Annotated in this window: 13 protein-coding genes; 9 read left to right on the top strand and 4 right to left on the bottom strand. The window is 62.4% G+C overall.

The features are described from left to right. Positions 1–247: 247 nt before the first annotated feature. The 7 genes from ACFFNA_RS25295 (at position 248) to mgrA (ending at position 7,609) form a co-directional block, all read left to right on the top strand. Positions 248–1,486 carry an ABC transporter substrate-binding protein gene (locus ACFFNA_RS25295; RefSeq protein WP_378922500.1) on the top strand — a complete coding sequence of 413 codons (1,239 nt, stop codon included), beginning with the start codon at positions 248–250 and terminating at the stop codon, positions 1,484–1,486. Between the two features lie 81 nt (positions 1,487–1,567). After that, positions 1,568–2,455 (top strand): carbohydrate ABC transporter permease, encoded by an 888-nt coding sequence (locus ACFFNA_RS25290; protein WP_378922498.1) that lies wholly within the window; start codon positions 1,568–1,570, stop codon positions 2,453–2,455. Positions 2,456–2,457: 2 nt separating this feature from the next. Continuing rightward, on the top strand, positions 2,458–3,384 hold the full coding sequence (locus tag ACFFNA_RS25285; RefSeq protein ID WP_378922614.1) for a carbohydrate ABC transporter permease: 927 nt from the start codon (positions 2,458–2,460) through the stop codon (positions 3,382–3,384). A 5-nt stretch (positions 3,385–3,389) separates the two neighbouring features. Then, positions 3,390–4,487 carry an ABC transporter ATP-binding protein gene (locus ACFFNA_RS25280; RefSeq protein WP_378922612.1) on the top strand — a complete coding sequence of 366 codons (1,098 nt, stop codon included), beginning with the start codon at positions 3,390–3,392 and terminating at the stop codon, positions 4,485–4,487. A 53-nt stretch (positions 4,488–4,540) separates the two neighbouring features. Further along, positions 4,541–5,287 (top strand): sugar phosphate isomerase/epimerase family protein, encoded by a 747-nt coding sequence (locus ACFFNA_RS25275; protein WP_378922496.1) that lies wholly within the window; start codon positions 4,541–4,543, stop codon positions 5,285–5,287. Positions 5,288–5,298: 11 nt separating this feature from the next. Next, positions 5,299–6,441: a Gfo/Idh/MocA family protein gene (locus ACFFNA_RS25270; RefSeq protein WP_378922494.1), complete on the top strand. Its 1,143-nt coding sequence runs from the start codon at positions 5,299–5,301 to the stop codon at positions 6,439–6,441. 121 nt (positions 6,442–6,562) lie between these two features. After that, entirely contained in the window at positions 6,563–7,609 is a 1,047-nt protein-coding gene (mgrA, locus tag ACFFNA_RS25265; RefSeq protein WP_378922492.1) for an L-glyceraldehyde 3-phosphate reductase, read from the top strand. Positions 7,610–7,687: 78 nt separating this feature from the next. Here mgrA and ACFFNA_RS25260 read toward each other — a convergent pair whose 3' ends face one another. Further along, on the bottom strand, positions 7,688–8,782 hold the full coding sequence (locus ACFFNA_RS25260; RefSeq protein ID WP_378922490.1) for a S1 family serine peptidase: 1,095 nt from the start codon (positions 8,780–8,782) through the stop codon (positions 7,688–7,690). A gap of 116 nt (positions 8,783–8,898) precedes the next feature. After that, a complete protein-coding gene (locus ACFFNA_RS25255) occupies positions 8,899–9,249 on the bottom strand; it encodes a hypothetical protein (RefSeq protein WP_378922488.1) in 351 nt (116 codons plus the stop codon). On the opposite strand from ACFFNA_RS25255, the gene ACFFNA_RS25250 reads away from it, so the two are divergent. Both ACFFNA_RS25250 and ACFFNA_RS25245 read left to right on the top strand, forming a co-directional pair. Further along, on the top strand, positions 9,248–10,228 hold the full coding sequence (locus ACFFNA_RS25250; RefSeq protein WP_378922486.1) for a trypsin-like serine peptidase: 981 nt from the start codon (positions 9,248–9,250) through the stop codon (positions 10,226–10,228). The genes ACFFNA_RS25255 and ACFFNA_RS25250 overlap by 2 nt on opposite strands. Before the next feature lie 150 nt (positions 10,229–10,378). Continuing rightward, positions 10,379–12,211 (top strand): MORN repeat-containing protein, encoded by a 1,833-nt coding sequence (locus ACFFNA_RS25245; protein ID WP_378922484.1) that lies wholly within the window; start codon positions 10,379–10,381, stop codon positions 12,209–12,211. Here ACFFNA_RS25245 and amrB read toward each other — a convergent pair whose 3' ends face one another. Together amrB and ACFFNA_RS25235 are read right to left on the bottom strand one after the other, a co-directional pair. Continuing rightward, entirely contained in the window at positions 12,212–13,834 is a 1,623-nt protein-coding gene (gene amrB, locus ACFFNA_RS25240) for an AmmeMemoRadiSam system protein B (protein WP_378922482.1), read from the bottom strand. A 95-nt stretch (positions 13,835–13,929) separates the two neighbouring features. Further along, positions 13,930–16,908 carry a WD40 domain-containing protein gene (locus ACFFNA_RS25235; RefSeq protein WP_378922480.1) on the bottom strand — a complete coding sequence of 993 codons (2,979 nt, stop codon included), beginning with the start codon at positions 16,906–16,908 and terminating at the stop codon, positions 13,930–13,932. Between the last annotated feature and the right edge of the window lie 23 nt (positions 16,909–16,931).

Raw genomic sequence — 16,931 nt, 5'->3', positions numbered from 1 at the left:
TCTTTTGCGAAACCCATTGGGATTCCAGAAGAAATCGCCCTAGCCGCCGCCTATTGCCGGCTTTCACGTGCTATTTCGATGTTTTGCAGTGCAGTGATCCATGTTGCAGTGCACATGAGAGCGGCTGTTCATGCGAATTTGTTCGCAACTCGAAAAAATGTCGAGCTCGCTTCGTTCATGGGTTGCGCAGCCCACGCAATTCCCGTATCGAAAATCTGTAACGTTTCAGATTCTGGGAGGAACCGAAATGCGATACCGACTTTTGACCGCTGCGCTGGCAGCGACCGCTGCCCTGCAATTTGCCGGTCCGGCCGCCGCTACGGACTTGGAAGTCACCCATTGGTGGACTTCAGGTGGCGAGGCCGCGGCGGTTGCGGAACTCGCCAAGGCATTCGACGCAACCGGAAATCACTGGGTGGATGGTGCCATCGCCGGTTCCGGCGGCACGGCGCGGCCGATCATGATCAGCCGCATCACCGGCGGCGATCCGATGGGCGCCACCCAGTTCAATCACGGCCGACAGGCGGAAGAGCTGGTGCAGGCCGGCCTGATGCGCGACCTTACCGACGTCGCCACCAAGGGCAAATGGACGGAGGTCGTGCGGCCGAAGAGCCTGCTCGACAGCTGCACCATCGACGGCAAGATCTATTGCGTGCCCGTCAACATCCATTCCTGGCAGTGGCTGTGGCTGTCGAACGAGGCCTTCGAGAAGGCCGGCGTGCCGGTACCGAAGGACTGGAATGAATTCGTGGCCGCCGCCCCGGCGCTGGAGAAGGCAGGCATCGTCCCGCTCGCCGTCGGCGGGCAGGCCTGGCAGTCCTCCGGCGCCTTCGACGTTCTGCTTGCTGCGGTGGGCGGCTCGGATGCATTCCTCAAGGTCTACAAGGACAAGGATGCCAAATTCGCCGCCGGTCCCGAAATCGCCAAGGTCTTCAAGGCCGCGGATGATGCCCGCAAGATGGCAAAGAACACCAATGTGCAGGACTGGAATCAGGCCACCAACATGGTCATTACCGGCAAGGCCGGCGGCCAGATCATGGGTGACTGGGCGCAAGGCGAGTTTCAGGTTGCCGGCAAGACCGCCGGCAAGGATTATACCTGCCTGCCGGGCCTTGGGCTGAACGAAGTCATCGCTACCGGCGGCGACGCCTTCTACTTCCCGCTGCTCAAGGATGCCGACAAGTCCAAGGCGCAGGAAGTGCTGGCCGAGACGCTGCTCGATCCCAAGACGCAGGTCGCCTTCAACCTGAAGAAGGGCTCGCTGCCGGTGCGCGGCGACGTCGATCTCAATGCGGCGAACGACTGCATGAAGAAGGGCCTCGCCATCCTCGCCAAGGGCGCCGTCATACCGTGGACGGACCAGCTGCTCTCGCAGGACACCCAGAAGCAGAAGGAAGATCTTTTCGCCGAATTCTTCGCCAAGCCGGAATTGACCGTGGAAGAGGCGCAGAAGCGCTTCGCCGACCTCATCGCTTCGGCAGACTGACGTTGGAGGCAACCCACCTCGATCCCGGCCTTGCGAATGCAGGGCCGGGATCGCACCGCCCTTACCCAGCCGGCTGACGAGATGAGCAAGAGCGAACGCCCCAACCCGCTGTTCCGCAACCTTAATGCGAAGGTCGCCTCGATCCCGATGATCCTCACCGCCGGGGTGGTTTTCGTCGGCGGCACCCTTTGGACGGTGCTCTATTCCTTCACCAATTCGAAGCTCTTGCCGCGGCTGAATTTCGTCGGGCTCGACCAGTATTACCGGTTGTGGGTGACGCCGCGCTGGCTGATCTCGATCGAGAATCTCTTGATCTACGGCGCGATCTCGCTGGTATTTTCACTGGTCATCGGTTTCCTCCTTGCCGCGCTGCTCGACCAGAAGATACGCTTCGAGGACACGTTCCGAACCATCTTCCTTTATCCCTTTGCGCTCTCTTTCATCGTCACCGGCCTTGTCTGGCAGTGGCTGCTCAATCCGGATTTCGGCATCCAACATGTGGTGCGGGGGCTGGGTTGGGAGAGCTTCAGCTTCGACCCGCTCTACAATTCCAGCATCGTCATCTACGGCATATCGATCGCGGCACTCTGGCAAGGCACCGGGCTCATCATGTGCCTGATGCTGGCCGGCCTGCGTGGTATCGACGAGGACATCTGGAAGGCCGCTCGGGTGGATGGGATACCGATGTGGAAAACCTATCTGTTCATCGTCATCCCGATGATGCGGCCGGTCTTCATCACCACGCTCGTCATCATCGCCTCCGGCATCGTCAAGGTCTATGACCTCGTCGTGGCCCAGACCAGCGGCGGCCCGGGCATCGCCTCCGAGGTGCCGGCCAAGTACGTGTATGACTACATGTTCTTCGCCCAGAACCTCGGCCAGGGTTTTGCCGCCTCGACCATGATGCTGCTCTCGGTGGTGATCGTCATCGTGCCATGGGCCTATATCGAATTCGGGCGGCGCAAATGAGCATGGCAAACACCACCGCTCCAACAATCGCGACCTCCAGCCAGGACATCGCCGGGGCACACGGCCCGAAACCGCGCCGTATGCTTTCGCGCCGCAACATCTTCCTCTACGGCACACTCTTTGTCATGGCGGCCTACTACCTCTTGCCGCTCTATGTGATGGTCGTCACTTCGCTCAAGGGCATGCCGGAGATCCGGCTCGGCAACATCTTCTCGCCGCCGCTCGAGATCACTTTCGAGCCGTGGGTCAAGGCGTGGTCGTCGGCCTGCACCGGCCTCAACTGCGACGGGCTTTCGCGCGGCTTCTGGAATTCGGTGCGCATCACCGTGCCGTCGGTGCTGCTGTCGATTGCCATCGCCTCGGTCAACGGTTACGCGCTGGCCAATTGGCGCTTCAAGGGCGCCGACACGTTTTTCGTCATCCTGATCGTCGGTGCCTTCATTCCCTACCAGGTGATGATCTATCCGATCGTCATCATCCTGCGCGAGATCGGCCTCTATGGCAGCCTCAGCGGGCTGGTGATCGTCCATTCCATTTTCGGTATGCCGATCCTGACGCTTCTGTTCCGCAACTATTTTTCCTCGATGCCGGAAGAACTGTTTCGGGCGGCGCGTGTCGACGGCGCCGGCTTCTGGGGCATCTTCCTGCGCATCATGCTGCCGATGTCGCTGCCGATCTTCGTCGTCGCCGTCATCCTGCAGGTGACCGGCATCTGGAACGACTTCCTGTTCGGCGTCGTCTACACCCGCCCCGACACCTATCCGATGACGGTGCAGCTCAACAACATCGTCAACTCGGTGCAAGGCGTGAAGGAGTACAACGTCAACATGGCCGCCACCATCCTGACCGGGCTTGTGCCGCTTATCGTCTATTTCATTTCCGGCAAGCTTTTCGTCCGCGGTATCGCGGCCGGCGCGGTGAAAGGGTGATGGCGATGACGGCAGCCAACGGCACCAGCGTTTCGATTCAGAACCTGTCGCTCAATTTCGGTGCGGTCTCGGTGTTGCAGACGCTCAATCTCGATGTCGCCGAGGGCGAGTTCATCGTGCTGCTCGGCCCCTCCGGCTGCGGCAAGTCGACCTTGCTCAACTGCATTGCCGGCCTGCTCGACGTCTCCGAAGGCCGCATCTTCATCAAGGGCAAGAACGTCACCTGGGAAGAACCCAAGGACCGTGGTATCGGCATGGTGTTCCAGTCCTATGCACTCTACCCGCAAATGACGGTGGAGAAGAACCTGTCCTTCGGCCTGCGTGTCGCTGGAACAGCGAAGGACGAGATCGCCAAGCGGATCGCGCGGGCGGCCGAGATCCTGCAGATCGAGCCGCTGCTGCAGCGTAAACCAGCGGCGCTCTCCGGCGGCCAGCGCCAGCGCGTGGCGATCGGACGGGCGCTGGTGCGCGATGTCGACGTGTTCCTGTTCGACGAGCCGCTCTCCAATCTCGACGCCAAGCTGCGTGCCGAGCTGCGCGTCGAGATCAAGCTGCTGCATCGCAAGCTGCAGAACACCATGATCTATGTCACCCACGACCAGATCGAGGCGATGACGCTGGCCGACCGCATTGCGGTGATGAAGGGTGGCATCATCCAGCAGCTCGATGCGCCGCAGACCATCTACAACCGCCCGGTCAACCGCTTCGTCGCCGGATTCCTCGGCTCACCCGCGATGAATTTCATCGATGGGCAACTCGAGAACGCGGACGGCGGCTGGCGGTTCGTGGCCGACACTCTCAAGATTCCGCTCGGCACTTATGACTTTGCCGGGCATCCAGCTCCCGGCCCGGCCGTATTCGGCATCAGGCCCGAGCATGTGAGCCTGAACAGTGGCACGGGCTGGCCGTTCTCGACAGCCGCCAATGTCGAGGTGGTCGAACCTATGGGCTCCGACACGCTGGTCTGGCTCAAGCTTGCCCAGCAGAATTTCAGCGTCCGAGTCACCTCGGAACGCACGCCCGAAAACGATGAGGCGGTGACGGTCGGTTTCGATCCGATGCGCGCTTCGCTCTTCGATAGCGCAACCGGCAACCGCATCTAGCTTCCGAGAACCACTCTCCCAACGACAATCCACAAGCAGAACGGACAGAGACGATGAACTGGTCATTCCAACTTTACAGCGCCCGCAATTTCCAGCCCTGGGAAGGCGTCCTCGAGACGCTCGGCAAGCTCGGCTACACCCAGGTCGAAGGCTTCGGTGGCGTCTATGATGATCCCAAGGCCTTCCGCGCCGAACTCGACAAGAACGGGCTCGCCATGCCGACCGGGCATTTCTCGATCGACGCGCTCGAGAACGACTTCGACGGCGTGCGCAAAATTACCGACGCGCTCGGCATCACACTGCTCATCTGTCCTTTTCTGATGCCCGACCAGCGGCCATCCGATGCGGCCGGCTGGCGCGGTTTCGGCGAGCGTCTGGCCAAGGTCGGCGAGACCGCAAAGAAGGCCGGCTACGGCTTTGCCTGGCACAACCATGATTTCGAGTTCAAGAAGCTCGCCGACGGCTCGGTGCCGCAGGATCTCATCCTCACGGCGGCACCCGACATCGGCTGGGAGATGGACGTCGCCTGGGTGGTGCGTGGCGGCGACGATCCGTTGGCGTGGATCGACAAACATGGCAAGCGCATCAGCGCTGTTCACGTCAAGGACATGGCCAAGCCCGGTGAGGGGCTGGACGAGGATGGCTGGTCGGATGTCGGCCATGGCACGATCGACTGGGCCGGCCTGTTCAAGGTGCTGCGCGCCAAGAGTGCGGCCCAATACTACGTCATGGAACAGGACAACCCGAACGACATCGAGCGCTTCGCCCGCCGCTCGATCGCAGCCGTCAAGACCTACTAGGAGCAATCAGCATGGCAAAGAAACTTGGCATCGGCGTCATTGGCTGCGGCAACATCTCGAAGGCGTATTTTTCGCTGGCGCCGCTGTTTCGCGGCATCGAGATGCGTGCCTGCGCCGACATCAACATGGATGCGGCGAAGGCGCGCGCGAAGGAGTTCAAGCTGCGCGCTGAAACCGTCGACGATATGCTCAAGGCCGATGACATCGACATCATCGTCAACCTGACCATCCCTGCGGTACATTATGAGGTGTCGAAGCAGGTGCTCGACGCGGGCAAGCACGTCTATTCGGAAAAGCCCTTCGTGCTGTCGGTCAAGGAAGGGCTCGACCTGAAGAAACGCGCCGAGGCGAAAGGCCTGCGCATCGGTTCGGCGCCCGACACGTTCCTGGGCGGCGCGCATCAGCTGGTCCGCGACCTGATCGACACCGGCAAACTCGGCAAGATCACCAGCGGCACCTGCCACGTCATGGGCCACGGCATGGAGCACTGGCACCCCAATCCTGACTTCTTCTTCCAACCGGGCGCAGGACCGGTGCTCGACATCGGGCCTTACTACATCACCAATCTGATCCAGCTGATCGGGCCGGTGAAACAGGTCGCAGCCTTCGCGTCGACGCCAGCCAAGGAACGCACCATCAGCTCAAAGCCGCGCGCGGGCGAAAAGATCCCGGTCAACACACCGACGACCATCCACGGCTTGCTGGAGTTCGAGAACGGCGCCGTGATCACGCTCAACACCAGCTGGGACGTCTGGGCCCATGGTCACGCGCCGATGGAACTGTATGGCGAGGCGGGCACGGTGTTCGTGCCGGATCCGAATTTCTTCGGCGGCGACGTGCGCTTCACCGAAGACAGTAAGCCGGTCAAGAAGCTGCCGAAATGGAAGCACCCGTTCGGCGTTCCCAACGAGATGCATTCGCAAGGCATGATGGCCAACTACCGTACCGCCGGCCTCGCCGACATGGCGGTGGCGATCGCGGAAGGCCGGCCGCACCGTTGCTCCATGGAACTCGCGCTGCATGCCGTCGACGTGATGACCGGCCTGTTGCGCTCCGGTGAAACCGGCAAGTTCGTCGCCATGCAGACCAGTTGCGAACGGCCGGCCGCACTTGGCGTCGAGGAAGCCAAGGCGCTGCTGGCGAAGAAGAAGTAGACCGCGCACCTCAACCCTCTCCCCGTTCCGGCAGGGAGAGGGTAAGGGTGAGGGGCAGAGCCGACTCGCCGCGTTGTCGTGATGGCAGCCGACTGGCTCGCTTCCATTTGAGGATTTTCCCATGCCCTACACCCCCGCCGAAAACCGCTACGAGAACATGATCTACAACCGCTGTGGTCGCTCCGGCCTGAAGCTGCCGGCGATCTCGCTGGGGCTGTGGCACAATTTCGGCAATGACACACCGCACAAGACCAAGCAGGCGATCGCGCGCAAGGCCTTCGACCTCGGCATCACGCATTTCGACCTCGCCAACAATTACGGCCCGCCGCCCGGCTCGGCCGAGACCGCTTTCGGCGAGATCCTGCGCACCGATTTCGCCGGCTATCGCGACGAGCTGATCATCTCGACCAAGGCCGGCTACGAGATGTGGGCTGGGCCTTACGGCGAATGGGGCGGGCGCAAATACATGCTGGCCAGCCTCGACCAGAGCCTGAAGAGGATGGGGCTCGACTATGTCGACATCTTCTATTCGCACCGCTTCGATCCCGATACGCCGCTGGAAGAAACGATGGGCGCACTCGACCATGCCGTGCGCTCGGGCAGGGCGCTCTATGCCGGCATCTCGTCCTACAATTCGCAGCGCACGCGTGAGGCCGCCGATATCTTGAAGCAGCTTGGCACGCCTTGCGTCATCCACCAGCCGAGCTATTCGATGCTGAACCGCTGGGTGGAGGAAGACGGCCTGCTCGATACGCTCAAAGGGCTCGGCGTCGGCTCGATCGTGTTCTCGCCGCTGGCGCAAGGCATGCTGACCGACAAATATCTTGGCGGCATCCCCGAAGGCAGCCGCGCCTCACAAGGCAAGTCGCTGAAGACGGCGTTCATCAACGACAAGACCATCGCCAACATCAAGGCGCTCGACGCCATCGCCGGCAAGCGCGGCCAGACACTGGCGCAGATGGCGCTGGCCTGGGTGCTGCGCAAGGGCAAGGTGACCTCGGCACTCATCGGCGCCAGCCGGCCGGAGCAGGTCGAGGACTGCGTTGGCGCGCTCAAGGTGCTCGACTTCAGCGATGCCGAACTTGCCGAGATCGATAGCTATGCGCGCGAGTCCGACATCAACCTGTGGGCGGCTTCCGCCGAGCGCAAAGGTCCGCCGAGAAAGTAAGCTCGCTCGTTAAGCTGGCAAAATAAAACGGCGGGAACCCATCCCTCCGTTTTTCATGTGAAGCGAAATGCTCTCGCTTCAGGGTGTGGCTGGTTTCTGGGCGGTGCCTAGTCCCGCCTTGGGTTTGGTCGGCGCTGGAGCTGGGGTCTTCATCTTCGCCTCGATCCAGCCGGTGTAGTTGGCCAGCCGTGTGTAGATGCCGTAGGCGTCCTTGTGGCCGCAGGCCGCACTCCCGTCCGCCGGGCCTTCGCCCCAGCTGACGACGCCGACCTGGACCGGACCGTCGGCGCCGGTCATGAACAGCGGGCCGCCGCTGTCGCCATTGCAGGCATCGCGCACGCCGCTGGTGGTGCCGGCGCAGATCATGTTGCCGGTCAGCGGGTCGGTCATGTCGGCGGCAATCGCAGTGGCGGCCGCGTCGATGCCTTTCTCCGAATAACGCATACGGTGAGAGAGATCGCCAAGGGCGGCCTTCAGATCATGCGCATAGATGGCCTTGATGCCGCTGTTGCAGGCCTGGTTCGGCTGCAGGTCGAGGTCGGCAACCATCAGTGTGGTTGGAAAAGTGCCATCCTCCATCTTGCCCCAGCCGGTGACGGTGGTCTTGCCGGCATCGGGTGTGGCGTCACGGGTGACTTTGATGACCGGCGCGTCGGCTGGTTCGGCAAGCCGGAGCAGGCCGAGGTCGTTGTCGAGCGTCTGCTCGCTGTAGCCCTCGTTGACGATGACCTCCACCACCTTGTGGCGCTTGCCCTCGCTGAGATCGGTGGCGCCGGTCAGCACGGTGACGGAGTCAGGCGAAATCGGCTGGCCCTTGTCGTTGAGGCAGTGGGCTGCCGTCAGCACCCATTGCGGCGCGATCAGGCTGCCGCCGCAGAATTGTGCGTTGGCCTGCGAGGCCGGGTTCTCGTCCAGCCTGTCGGTGGTGAGCAGCGCGACCTGAAATGGATAGGCGCCCTTTTCGGCCTGGTTGCCGCCATAGACGCGATCGGCGCCGTCGGGATTTTCCGCCGCAGCCTTCGCCTTGGCATCTGCAACGCGTTTCATCGGCGAGACCGCCGCTTCGGGCCTGGCTGTGTCATCCGCCTGGCTGGCGCTGACGGTGGCAAGAGCCGAGGCGATGGCGAACGCCGACGCGGCGGCGATCGGCCTGAACCGATGGATGATGTGCACCTGAAATCCTCCTGAGACACGTTCCCGAACGAGCCAGCCCCCGGCGCATGATCAACGAAACAGTCGCCGGCAAGTCAGGCGTTGCTTCGCGGATTGCGTTCCCGTGCGGAACCCGTTCAAAACCCTATAGCCCCCCACGGGCTACGTGGAAGCGAATTGTCATTCCAATGTTGTATTAATTTAGGCAGTATACCGGCGCGGATGTCTTTGGCGGGGGCCTTCGACAGACCGCATGGGGTGATGATCAGGTTCAGGTACCGGTAACCAAACTCATTTTTCGACTTCACCACGATCTCGACAATATTTCTGTATTTTGATCCAGTCCTTGCTGACTTTTGGGAGAGTCTCACCATGACAAAACTGACAAACGCTATCATTGCGTCCGCATTGCTTTCCACTGCAATGTGGACAGTCCCTGTTTTCGCCGCCGATCCTGGCTCCGCCAGCGCCGGTAATGGTGAAAGCATGCGGGACGTAACTTCAGGCGACTACAAGCCCGGGCGGGCAAAACCAATCGCGTCGCCGAAGCTGACTGACGAAGACAGCCGCGCTGCGCCGCTTGCTGACGAGGCAACGGCTGTCAAATCCTATGGCATCGTCGGACGTTCCGCCGATGGCAAGGAGATCAAGATCGAGCCGAGCGAAGCGTTGCGGGACCTTATCATCAAGGAACTGAATGCGCCGGCCAACGGAAAAGACGCGGCTCCGCGCAAGACCGAAGATCCTGACCTTGGCGAGGGCGAAGCCGGTCGTCAGGTTTTCGGCGCCGACGATCGCGAGCAGGTCAAGAACACCAAGACCTATCCGTTCTCGGCAATCGGATATCTCGAAGCCAAATCGGCGAAGACAGGCAGCTATGGCAGCTGCTCGGCAACGCTGATCGGCCCGCGTACCGTGCTCACCGCGGCGCACTGCCTCTACAGCCATGAGGACAAGGACTGGCTCTCCGAGTATCTGTTCGTGCCAGGCCTCAACGGCAGCACTGCCGACGACGCACCGTTCGGTGCCTTCACCTTTGAAAGCGCCTATGTGCTGCAGGGCTTCATCGACAACTACCAGGGCTATTATGGTTCGGTCATCCCGTGGGATCTCGGCATCATAACCCTCAAGCAGGACGTCGGCACCAACCTCGGCTGGCTGGGCTATGCCAATTATGACGATCTTGGGGACTTCACTGCCAACCTCGTCGGCTATCCCGGCGACAAGCCGATGGGCACGATGTGGAAGGCGAACTGCGAGGTGCACGCCGAAAACATCGCCCCGGAATATTTCCAGTATGACTGCGACACGTTCCCGGGGTCGAGCGGCAGCTCGGTCTATGCCTATGACAACAACTCCAAGCAGCGCATCATCACCGGTGTCAACGTGGCGGAAAGCCCCGACGCGAACACCGCCGTGCGCCTGAACGCCGCCAACATCCAGTGGATCAACAGCCTGTATAAATAATCGCTGCGCATTCACTGTGGAGATAAGGCGGCGGGGCAATCCCGCCGCCTTTTTCATGCTGATGCTTCCCATGCGGCTTCTCTTGCACGAGGCCGGCTCGCCGACTACGCTTAAGGGGCCAAGGGGTTGGCATCCAAAGGGGCTCAAGGGATGGCGCGGGCAAGGGCAGTGTTCGGGATCGCGACCGCATCGATGCTGGCCGCGTTGATCCTTTCACCGGCTTTCGCCGATCCGGCGACCGCACCTGCCGGTGGCGCGTGGGCGGTACGGGTGCAGATCCTCTACCAGGCAGACACGCGCTCGGTGCTGCGCAGGATGGTCCGTGTGTGGGACTTTCATCCGGATAAGAATCTCGACTTCGTCTGGGAGCCGGCGGCCGGCCAGTCACCTGACCGGACGATCGCCGAAGACGGCACCATCAACGGCAAGGGCAGGCTGGTCTGGCGGGTGCGCGGCTCGGCGAGCTATGATCCCAAAACCATCTATTCCAGCTATTTCGGTGACGTTCGGAATGGCCGGCCCGACGGGCAAGGCCGGCTCGAGCTGCGCTCGGGCGAGGTTTTCGACGGGCATTGGCTGGCCGGTGAACTCAACGGAAAGGGCATCCATGTCGATGCCGACGGCAACCGCTATGAGGGGCAGTTCGTCGCCGGCGTGCCGAATGGTGAAGGCCGATTGCTGTCGAAGACCGGCGAGATATTTGCCGGCTCATTTGTCGACGGGTTGAAGAACGGCAAGGGCCGCACGCGACTGGCCGGAGGCACCGTCTACGAGTCGCAATGGGCAATGGGCAAGCAGGTTGGTGGCTCCCGCCCCGACGTGCTGGCCGATGCCAGGGTCGGCGGGCTGCTCAAGGCGCAGACCGGCGGCGGCGACGCCGACAAGGTCGAGATCGGCGTCGCGGTCGACCAGCGCATGACCCAGCAATCCGATATGCAGTACCAGCATCTGGCGCGCGATGAGGATATCGCGATCTATCCGCAGGCGGACCAGTATAATGACAGCTGGAACGGCACCGGCCAGGTCACCACCAGCAATGTCTATGAAGGCAAGGACTGGGAGGACGCGCCGGCCTTTGCCGAGGTCGACCTGAAGACATCAGACCAATCCAGGGTCAAGCTCGACAGTCTGGAAATGAAGGTCGCCGCCAGCGATGCCTACCGCAAGCCGATGCTGTCGATATCGGAGCATTTCGGCTGCGTCGGCTTCCGTCCGGATTTCTCGATCGTCAACAATGGCTGGGGTGACGCCAATGACATGAAGATGTCTATCCAGTTCACCACGATCGATGACGAAGGCAATCCGACCGGTGATCCCAGCCGCATGTTCAGCAAGGACGTCGGCAGTTTTGGCGAAGGCGTCGACGTGTCGATCAAGAGCGTGCTCGCAGAGGCCGGCGTCGACACCGCCAGCCTGGAGACGGGGCGGTTTCCCTGTCCTTCGGTGGACAGTCTCAATGTCTGCCGCAGCCAGCTGACCAACAAGATCAAGTTCGGTGAGGTCGCCGACTATCTTGGCAATATGCAGCAGGCGATGACGCTGAATGCGATCGGCAAGTTCGACTATTCCTGGGCGGATGACGAAGGTCATGTCTACCAGCAGAGCGAGCCGTTCCGCACCTCCATCACCATGGCGGTTTTGGAGACGCCGGAAGCGATGGCCGAATGCGGCGATGGCGGCGGTGGCACGCCGGAAGCGATGCGCTACCAGAACATCGAGTTCCCGATCGGCAAGCATGACTACACCATCGCCATGCCGGTGCGTGGCAACAAGAAGATCAGCGCCTACACGGCGCGGCTGAAGATGTGGTCGTCGATGTCGTCGATCCATAGCTTCAGCATCGCCGCGCATTTTGCCGACGGCAGCGTGCGCGAGAGCAAGCCGGTGACCCTCTTCTACTTCCGGCCGAAACAGTCGTTGTTCGAGACCAAGACCGAGCCGGCGGCCTGTTACCTGCCGCGCGACATGGTCGGCTGCGGCTAACTATTTCCGGCCCATCTCGAAATAGTTGGGCAGCGGCAAAAGCCGGGTGAAGATTGTGCCCTGGGCGAAGACGCGCAGTTCCAGCATCGATCCCGACGACCGCTCGGCGCTCTGGTCGAAGAGGAAATTGCCGAGCGAATAGACCTCCGCCACATCGCCGCCGGCAAGCGGGACAATCGCCTCACTCGACACATGCGGATGGCCGCCGACGATGGCCGAGACGCCACGCAGCCGCATCTGGTCGGCAAGCATGTCCTCACGCGCCGACGGTTCGGTCTTGTATTCGCGGCCCCAATGGACGAAGGCGACCACCGGCCGCTCGGCATCCTCGTGCAGCAGCCGGTCAAGCAGGGCAGGGGTGAGCAGGTCGGTGTTCTTCGAGCCGTTGGTGTCGATGTCGGTCAGGCCGACAAGATCGAGATCGGCAAGCGCCAGCGTCTCGCCTTGACCGAAATGGGCAATGCCGGCCTCGTCCAGCGCGCGCAGCGTCTCGGCATATCCTGACGGGCCGAGATCATAGGCGTGATTGTTGGCGAGGCCGACGCCGGCGACATGTAGCCTCTTCAGCATGTCGACAGCCAGGTCTTGCGGCATCGCCAGCGTCATATCGTCGATCGCTTCCGGCACGTTGGGCAGGATGACGCCTTCGAGGTTGACGATCAGCGGCCGTGAGCCGGTGAGGGCCAGAACGCTGTCGACGATCCGGTCGGCAACGCCGTCGCGAACCAGAATCTTCTTCATCGCGCGGCCGAAATTCACGTCGCCGGCGAGATAGTAGATCCTGTCCTTCGGTCGCGTCGGGTTGTTGAAGCCGGGAGCGAAGGCGCCGAACAGCGCCACCACATTGCTGGTGGTCCGCTCGACATAGTCCGACGTGTGCTCCTGCGAGTTCTCATTGGCGACGACCAGCGGCTGGGCGCCGAACAACTCGCGCTGCAGCCTGGTCTGGATGTAGAGCGCGCCAACGGAATCGGCGTGATCCGGCTGGCGAAGGGATGCGATGCCGTCGAGCGACCCGGCGGCCAGCATGTTCAGCGTCTGCTGGTCGAAGCGCCGTGCGTCGTGCTGCGGCAGATAGTGCGAGAAGTCGGTGGATTCGACGATCAGCGTGTCCTGGTCGACGATCGGCTTCAGAGCCTCGGCCAGCCTGTCCCAGTCGCCGCGCCGCGCCTTGACCGACATCGCGACGGGCACGATTTTCGCCTCGGGGAAGTAATGGTGCAGGAAAGGCAGCATGGCGCGCACGCCATGCTCCTTGTCGAACAGGCAGGACTCCTCGACCATGTCACCGTGCGTTTCGAGCTGGCGCACCGCTTGCGCGTCGGCCGCCACCGGGCCAAGCACGGTATCGAAGCCGCGCAGCGTGGTGGCGTACAATTTGTGCGTCTTGTGGAAATGGTCCGGCGACAGGATGACGATCCGCTTGTAGCGGAAGCTGGACGCCGCCCGGAAACCCAGCGCCACCAGGTCGGCAGCCAGAAGGTGATGCGGAACGGTGATGCCGGTCAGCCGCTGGTTGGAAGGCTCGACATCCGCGACCTTGGCGATGGCATCCTTGAACAGCGTGGCGTCGTCGTAGAAGGGCGGGAAGTTGTTGGTGCCTTGCGGGCATACGACAGGCACGGCAAAAGCTTTAGAGGGAGGGAGGGCGAGCAGAATAATTATCAAGGTCAGCAGAACGTTGACCGGCAGTTTGCCTGGGCGCAGCCCTAGTCCCCTCATGGCTCGGCGAGCACAATGTTCTCCACGCCGCCGACATAATAGAACGGCTTTTGCTTCGACGACGTCAGCCGCACCACTTCGCGTGAAATGTAGTCGGCAAGGCCGAACAGCGTGACGCCGCCGTCGGACGTCCTGGCCTTGCCGCGCAGGCCCTCGAGGATCGAATAGGTGAACACGCCGTGGCCAAGTTCGGGCAGTTCGGCTGCGGTGTTGTTGGCGGCGGTGGCCGAAAACACGACGATGCGCGCGTCCTGCGCGTCCTTTTCCAGGCGCGGGTTGAAGGCGTTGGCGGCATGGCAGGTGTCGAGCAGCATGAAGCGCATGCCCTTGGCCCGCTCGACCGATTTCTGGATGTCCGACCAGTCGACAAGCGAGGAGCGCTTCCAGCGCTCCGCATCCTGTTTGCGGCCGTCGGTCGGGATGAAATAATAGTCCTCGTCGATGTTGATGCCGTGGCCGGCGACGAAGGTGATGGTGGTGTCGTGCTCGCCCGGTCTGTCGAGGAAATCGGCAAGCTGGTCGTCAATTGTGTCGGAGTCGGGCTCCATGACGGTGTCGGCGCTGGCGACGGCGTAGGTCTGCTTGGCCTTGTCGGGGGCCTCGTCGAGCGCTTCACGGTTGACCAGAACCAGCGTCTCCATCGATGAGAACAGCGGTGCCGATTTCTGCGAAATCACCTTGAGAAACTCGGTGGCATCATCGACGGGATAGCGCAGGTCGCAGGCGTGGCCCGAACAGGCGTCGGTCAGGAACGGATATTTGTCGACGCCGATGACCGCGACATAGAGCTTGCCCTTGGCCTCGGCCTTCTCGGTCTTTCTTGCCAGCGCCGTCACACTGCGTTCGGTCATATAACCGAATTCGTTGGTGCCGGTGATGCGGATGGTGTTTTCGCCATTCTCGACCGGTATCTCGACAATGGTGCTGTTGCCGTCCACCGAGCGGGCGGTGACGTCGCCGACATTGCGGCTGTTCGACAGGATCGAGAAGCCGGCGACATCGGTCCCGGCTTGCCTGGCCCCGGTGATCTCGACGGCGACATAACCGTCACGGACCTTGCTCTGGTCTTCGGCGAGGCGGATGTCGAATTCCGGCGGCTTGCGCTGCAGCAGCTTCTGCAGCTCATTGTCGACGCCCGGCCGCATCTCCTTGACCGCCTGTTTGGCGCTGCGGAGGATGATCGCGCGGCGCACCATTTCCGGGCTCCAGAGATATTTCTTCAATTGGCCGGCGCGGATGAAGCGGCCTTCATGGTCGCGGCCCTGGTTGACCTGCCAGCCGATCAGCTTGTCGCCCTCATCGGAGGAATAGTAGTAGCCCTGCGGCATCCAGGCGATCCATTGCGAGCCGGCAAAGAACATCGACACGATCAGCTCGTGCGTCTTCAGATTCCAGAGCCTGAGCGTCTGGTCGGCACTGCCGGTAACCAGCAGGCCGGCTTTCTCGGAAGCCACCATAGTGTTGATTTCGCCGGTATGGCCGGTGAATTCGCCCGACAGTTTCGCGGTCGCCGTCCTGTATTCGATCAGCGTGCCGTCATTGCCGCCGGTGATCAGGCCAAGGCCATTGTCGATCAGCGTGTAGGCTGAATGGACAAAACCTTTGGTGGCATCGTTCTCGATGCTGCGCACCATTTTGCCGCCATTGGCGATCTCCAGCACCGCGTTTTCCAGCGCGTCCTTGCCTCCCTCCCTGGTGCGCAGCGACCACTGGCCGTCTGTCGACGCGGCGCGGGCAAACGAGTCCGGCTCCGCAAGCGGCTGCGGGTCGTCGAAGAAACGCTCGGCGGTGGGCAGCACCAACCTGTTGTCCAGTGCGCCTTGTTCCTCCGGACAGGACACGCGCTCGGGGCAAGGGTTGGCATTGCCCCAGGCGATGACGTCGTTCGCCGTATCGATGCCGACGGCGGTCACCGGTTCGCCCACTCCCTGCAGCAGGGCCTTGCGCTCGCCGGTTGCGGGGTCCCAGACCTGGATGGCGTTGCGCGTGCCGCCGGCTGTCGCCACCAGCGAGCCGTCGGCATTGGCGGTGCTGGCATAGACCGTGCCGTCATGGCCGGTGTAGTCGAGCGCCTTCTCGCCGGTGTCGGTGTTCCAGACGATGGAGCGATGCCTGTCGGCGCAGCGATAGCCGCAGGAGGCGACCAGCCGCGACCCCTTGGCAAAGGTCAGAGAGCCGATGAGGAAATCCTGCTTCGGCATGGCGCGCAGCAGCGTGCCGTCGGCAGCGTGCCAGAGCTGCACCAGCCCGTCCTTGCTGCCGGTGGCAAACAGGCTGCCATCCTGCGACACGGCCAGCGCCATGACACTGATATCCCGCAGCGGCTCGGCTTCGGCCGGCAAGGCGATCTCCTCGCCCTTCGCGACGTCCCAGAGCCGGATGCCGTTGTCGGTCGTGGTCGCCGCCAGCCGGGTCCCCGCGGCAACGAAGGCGAGCTTGTCGATGTGCCAGGAATCGGCATCGAGCTTCTTGTCCAGCGTCCAGCCGGTCACGGATTTGTCGTCCAGCCGCCAGAGATAGACCACGCCGTCGGCGCCACCGGCGGCCAGGATCGTTCCGTCGGGAGAGAAGGCGAGGTCGTAGGTCGCGTAGTCGGCGGCCTTCAACACGGCCTTCATCTTGCCGGTGGCGAAGTCGAACAGTCTGACATCGCCATAAGGCGGCTTGTCGCCGAGGCTGGCGCCGAAATAGCCGCCGGCGGCGATCGTCTTGCCATCCGGCGAGACCGCGACCGCGAAGATCTTGCCGTCGCTGCCATTGCCGAGATAACCGCGAATGGTGCGCAGTGTCACCCCGCTCTGCCAATCCCAGATGCGGATGGTCTTGTCGTTCGATGCCGAGACGATGTCATCGCCGTCGGGCGTGAAGGCGAGGTCGGTGACCTGCGCACTGTGACCGCCGGTGTCGAGATCGAGGTGGAAGTCGGCCGCCTCTTCGGCGTGAGCAGCCGATGCGACAGCAAGCGCACCGGCCATGGCCAGCCAGCAGCAGGCACACA

The sequence above is a fragment of the Mesorhizobium kowhaii genome, assembly GCF_042431665.1.
GTDB lineage: Bacteria > Pseudomonadota > Alphaproteobacteria > Rhizobiales > Rhizobiaceae > Mesorhizobium > Mesorhizobium kowhaii.
Note: the sequence above shows the minus strand (reverse complement) of the source record. Positions and strands in the feature narration are given on the sequence as shown.

Excerpts from the sequence above, each read along its gene's own strand:
- ACFFNA_RS25295 (WP_378922500.1), top strand. The coding sequence starts at position 248 with ATGCGATACCGACTTTTGACCGCTGCGCTGGCAGCGACCGCTGCCCTG.
- ACFFNA_RS25290 (WP_378922498.1), top strand. The coding sequence starts at position 1,568 with ATGAGCAAGAGCGAACGCCCCAACCCGCTGTTCCGCAACCTTAATGCG.
- ACFFNA_RS25285 (WP_378922614.1), top strand. The coding sequence starts at position 2,458 with ATGGCAAACACCACCGCTCCAACAATCGCGACCTCCAGCCAGGACATC.
- ACFFNA_RS25280 (WP_378922612.1), top strand. The coding sequence starts at position 3,390 with ATGACGGCAGCCAACGGCACCAGCGTTTCGATTCAGAACCTGTCGCTC.
- ACFFNA_RS25275 (WP_378922496.1), top strand. The coding sequence starts at position 4,541 with ATGAACTGGTCATTCCAACTTTACAGCGCCCGCAATTTCCAGCCCTGG.
- ACFFNA_RS25270 (WP_378922494.1), top strand. The coding sequence starts at position 5,299 with ATGGCAAAGAAACTTGGCATCGGCGTCATTGGCTGCGGCAACATCTCG.
- mgrA (WP_378922492.1), top strand. The coding sequence starts at position 6,563 with ATGCCCTACACCCCCGCCGAAAACCGCTACGAGAACATGATCTACAAC.
- ACFFNA_RS25250 (WP_378922486.1), top strand. The coding sequence starts at position 9,248 with ATGCGGGACGTAACTTCAGGCGACTACAAGCCCGGGCGGGCAAAACCA.
- ACFFNA_RS25255 (WP_378922488.1), bottom strand. The coding sequence starts at position 9,249 with ATGCTTTCACCATTACCGGCGCTGGCGGAGCCAGGATCGGCGGCGAAA.
- ACFFNA_RS25245 (WP_378922484.1), top strand. The coding sequence starts at position 10,379 with ATGGCGCGGGCAAGGGCAGTGTTCGGGATCGCGACCGCATCGATGCTG.
- ACFFNA_RS25235 (WP_378922480.1), bottom strand. The coding sequence starts at position 16,908 with ATGGCCGGTGCGCTTGCTGTCGCATCGGCTGCTCACGCCGAAGAGGCG.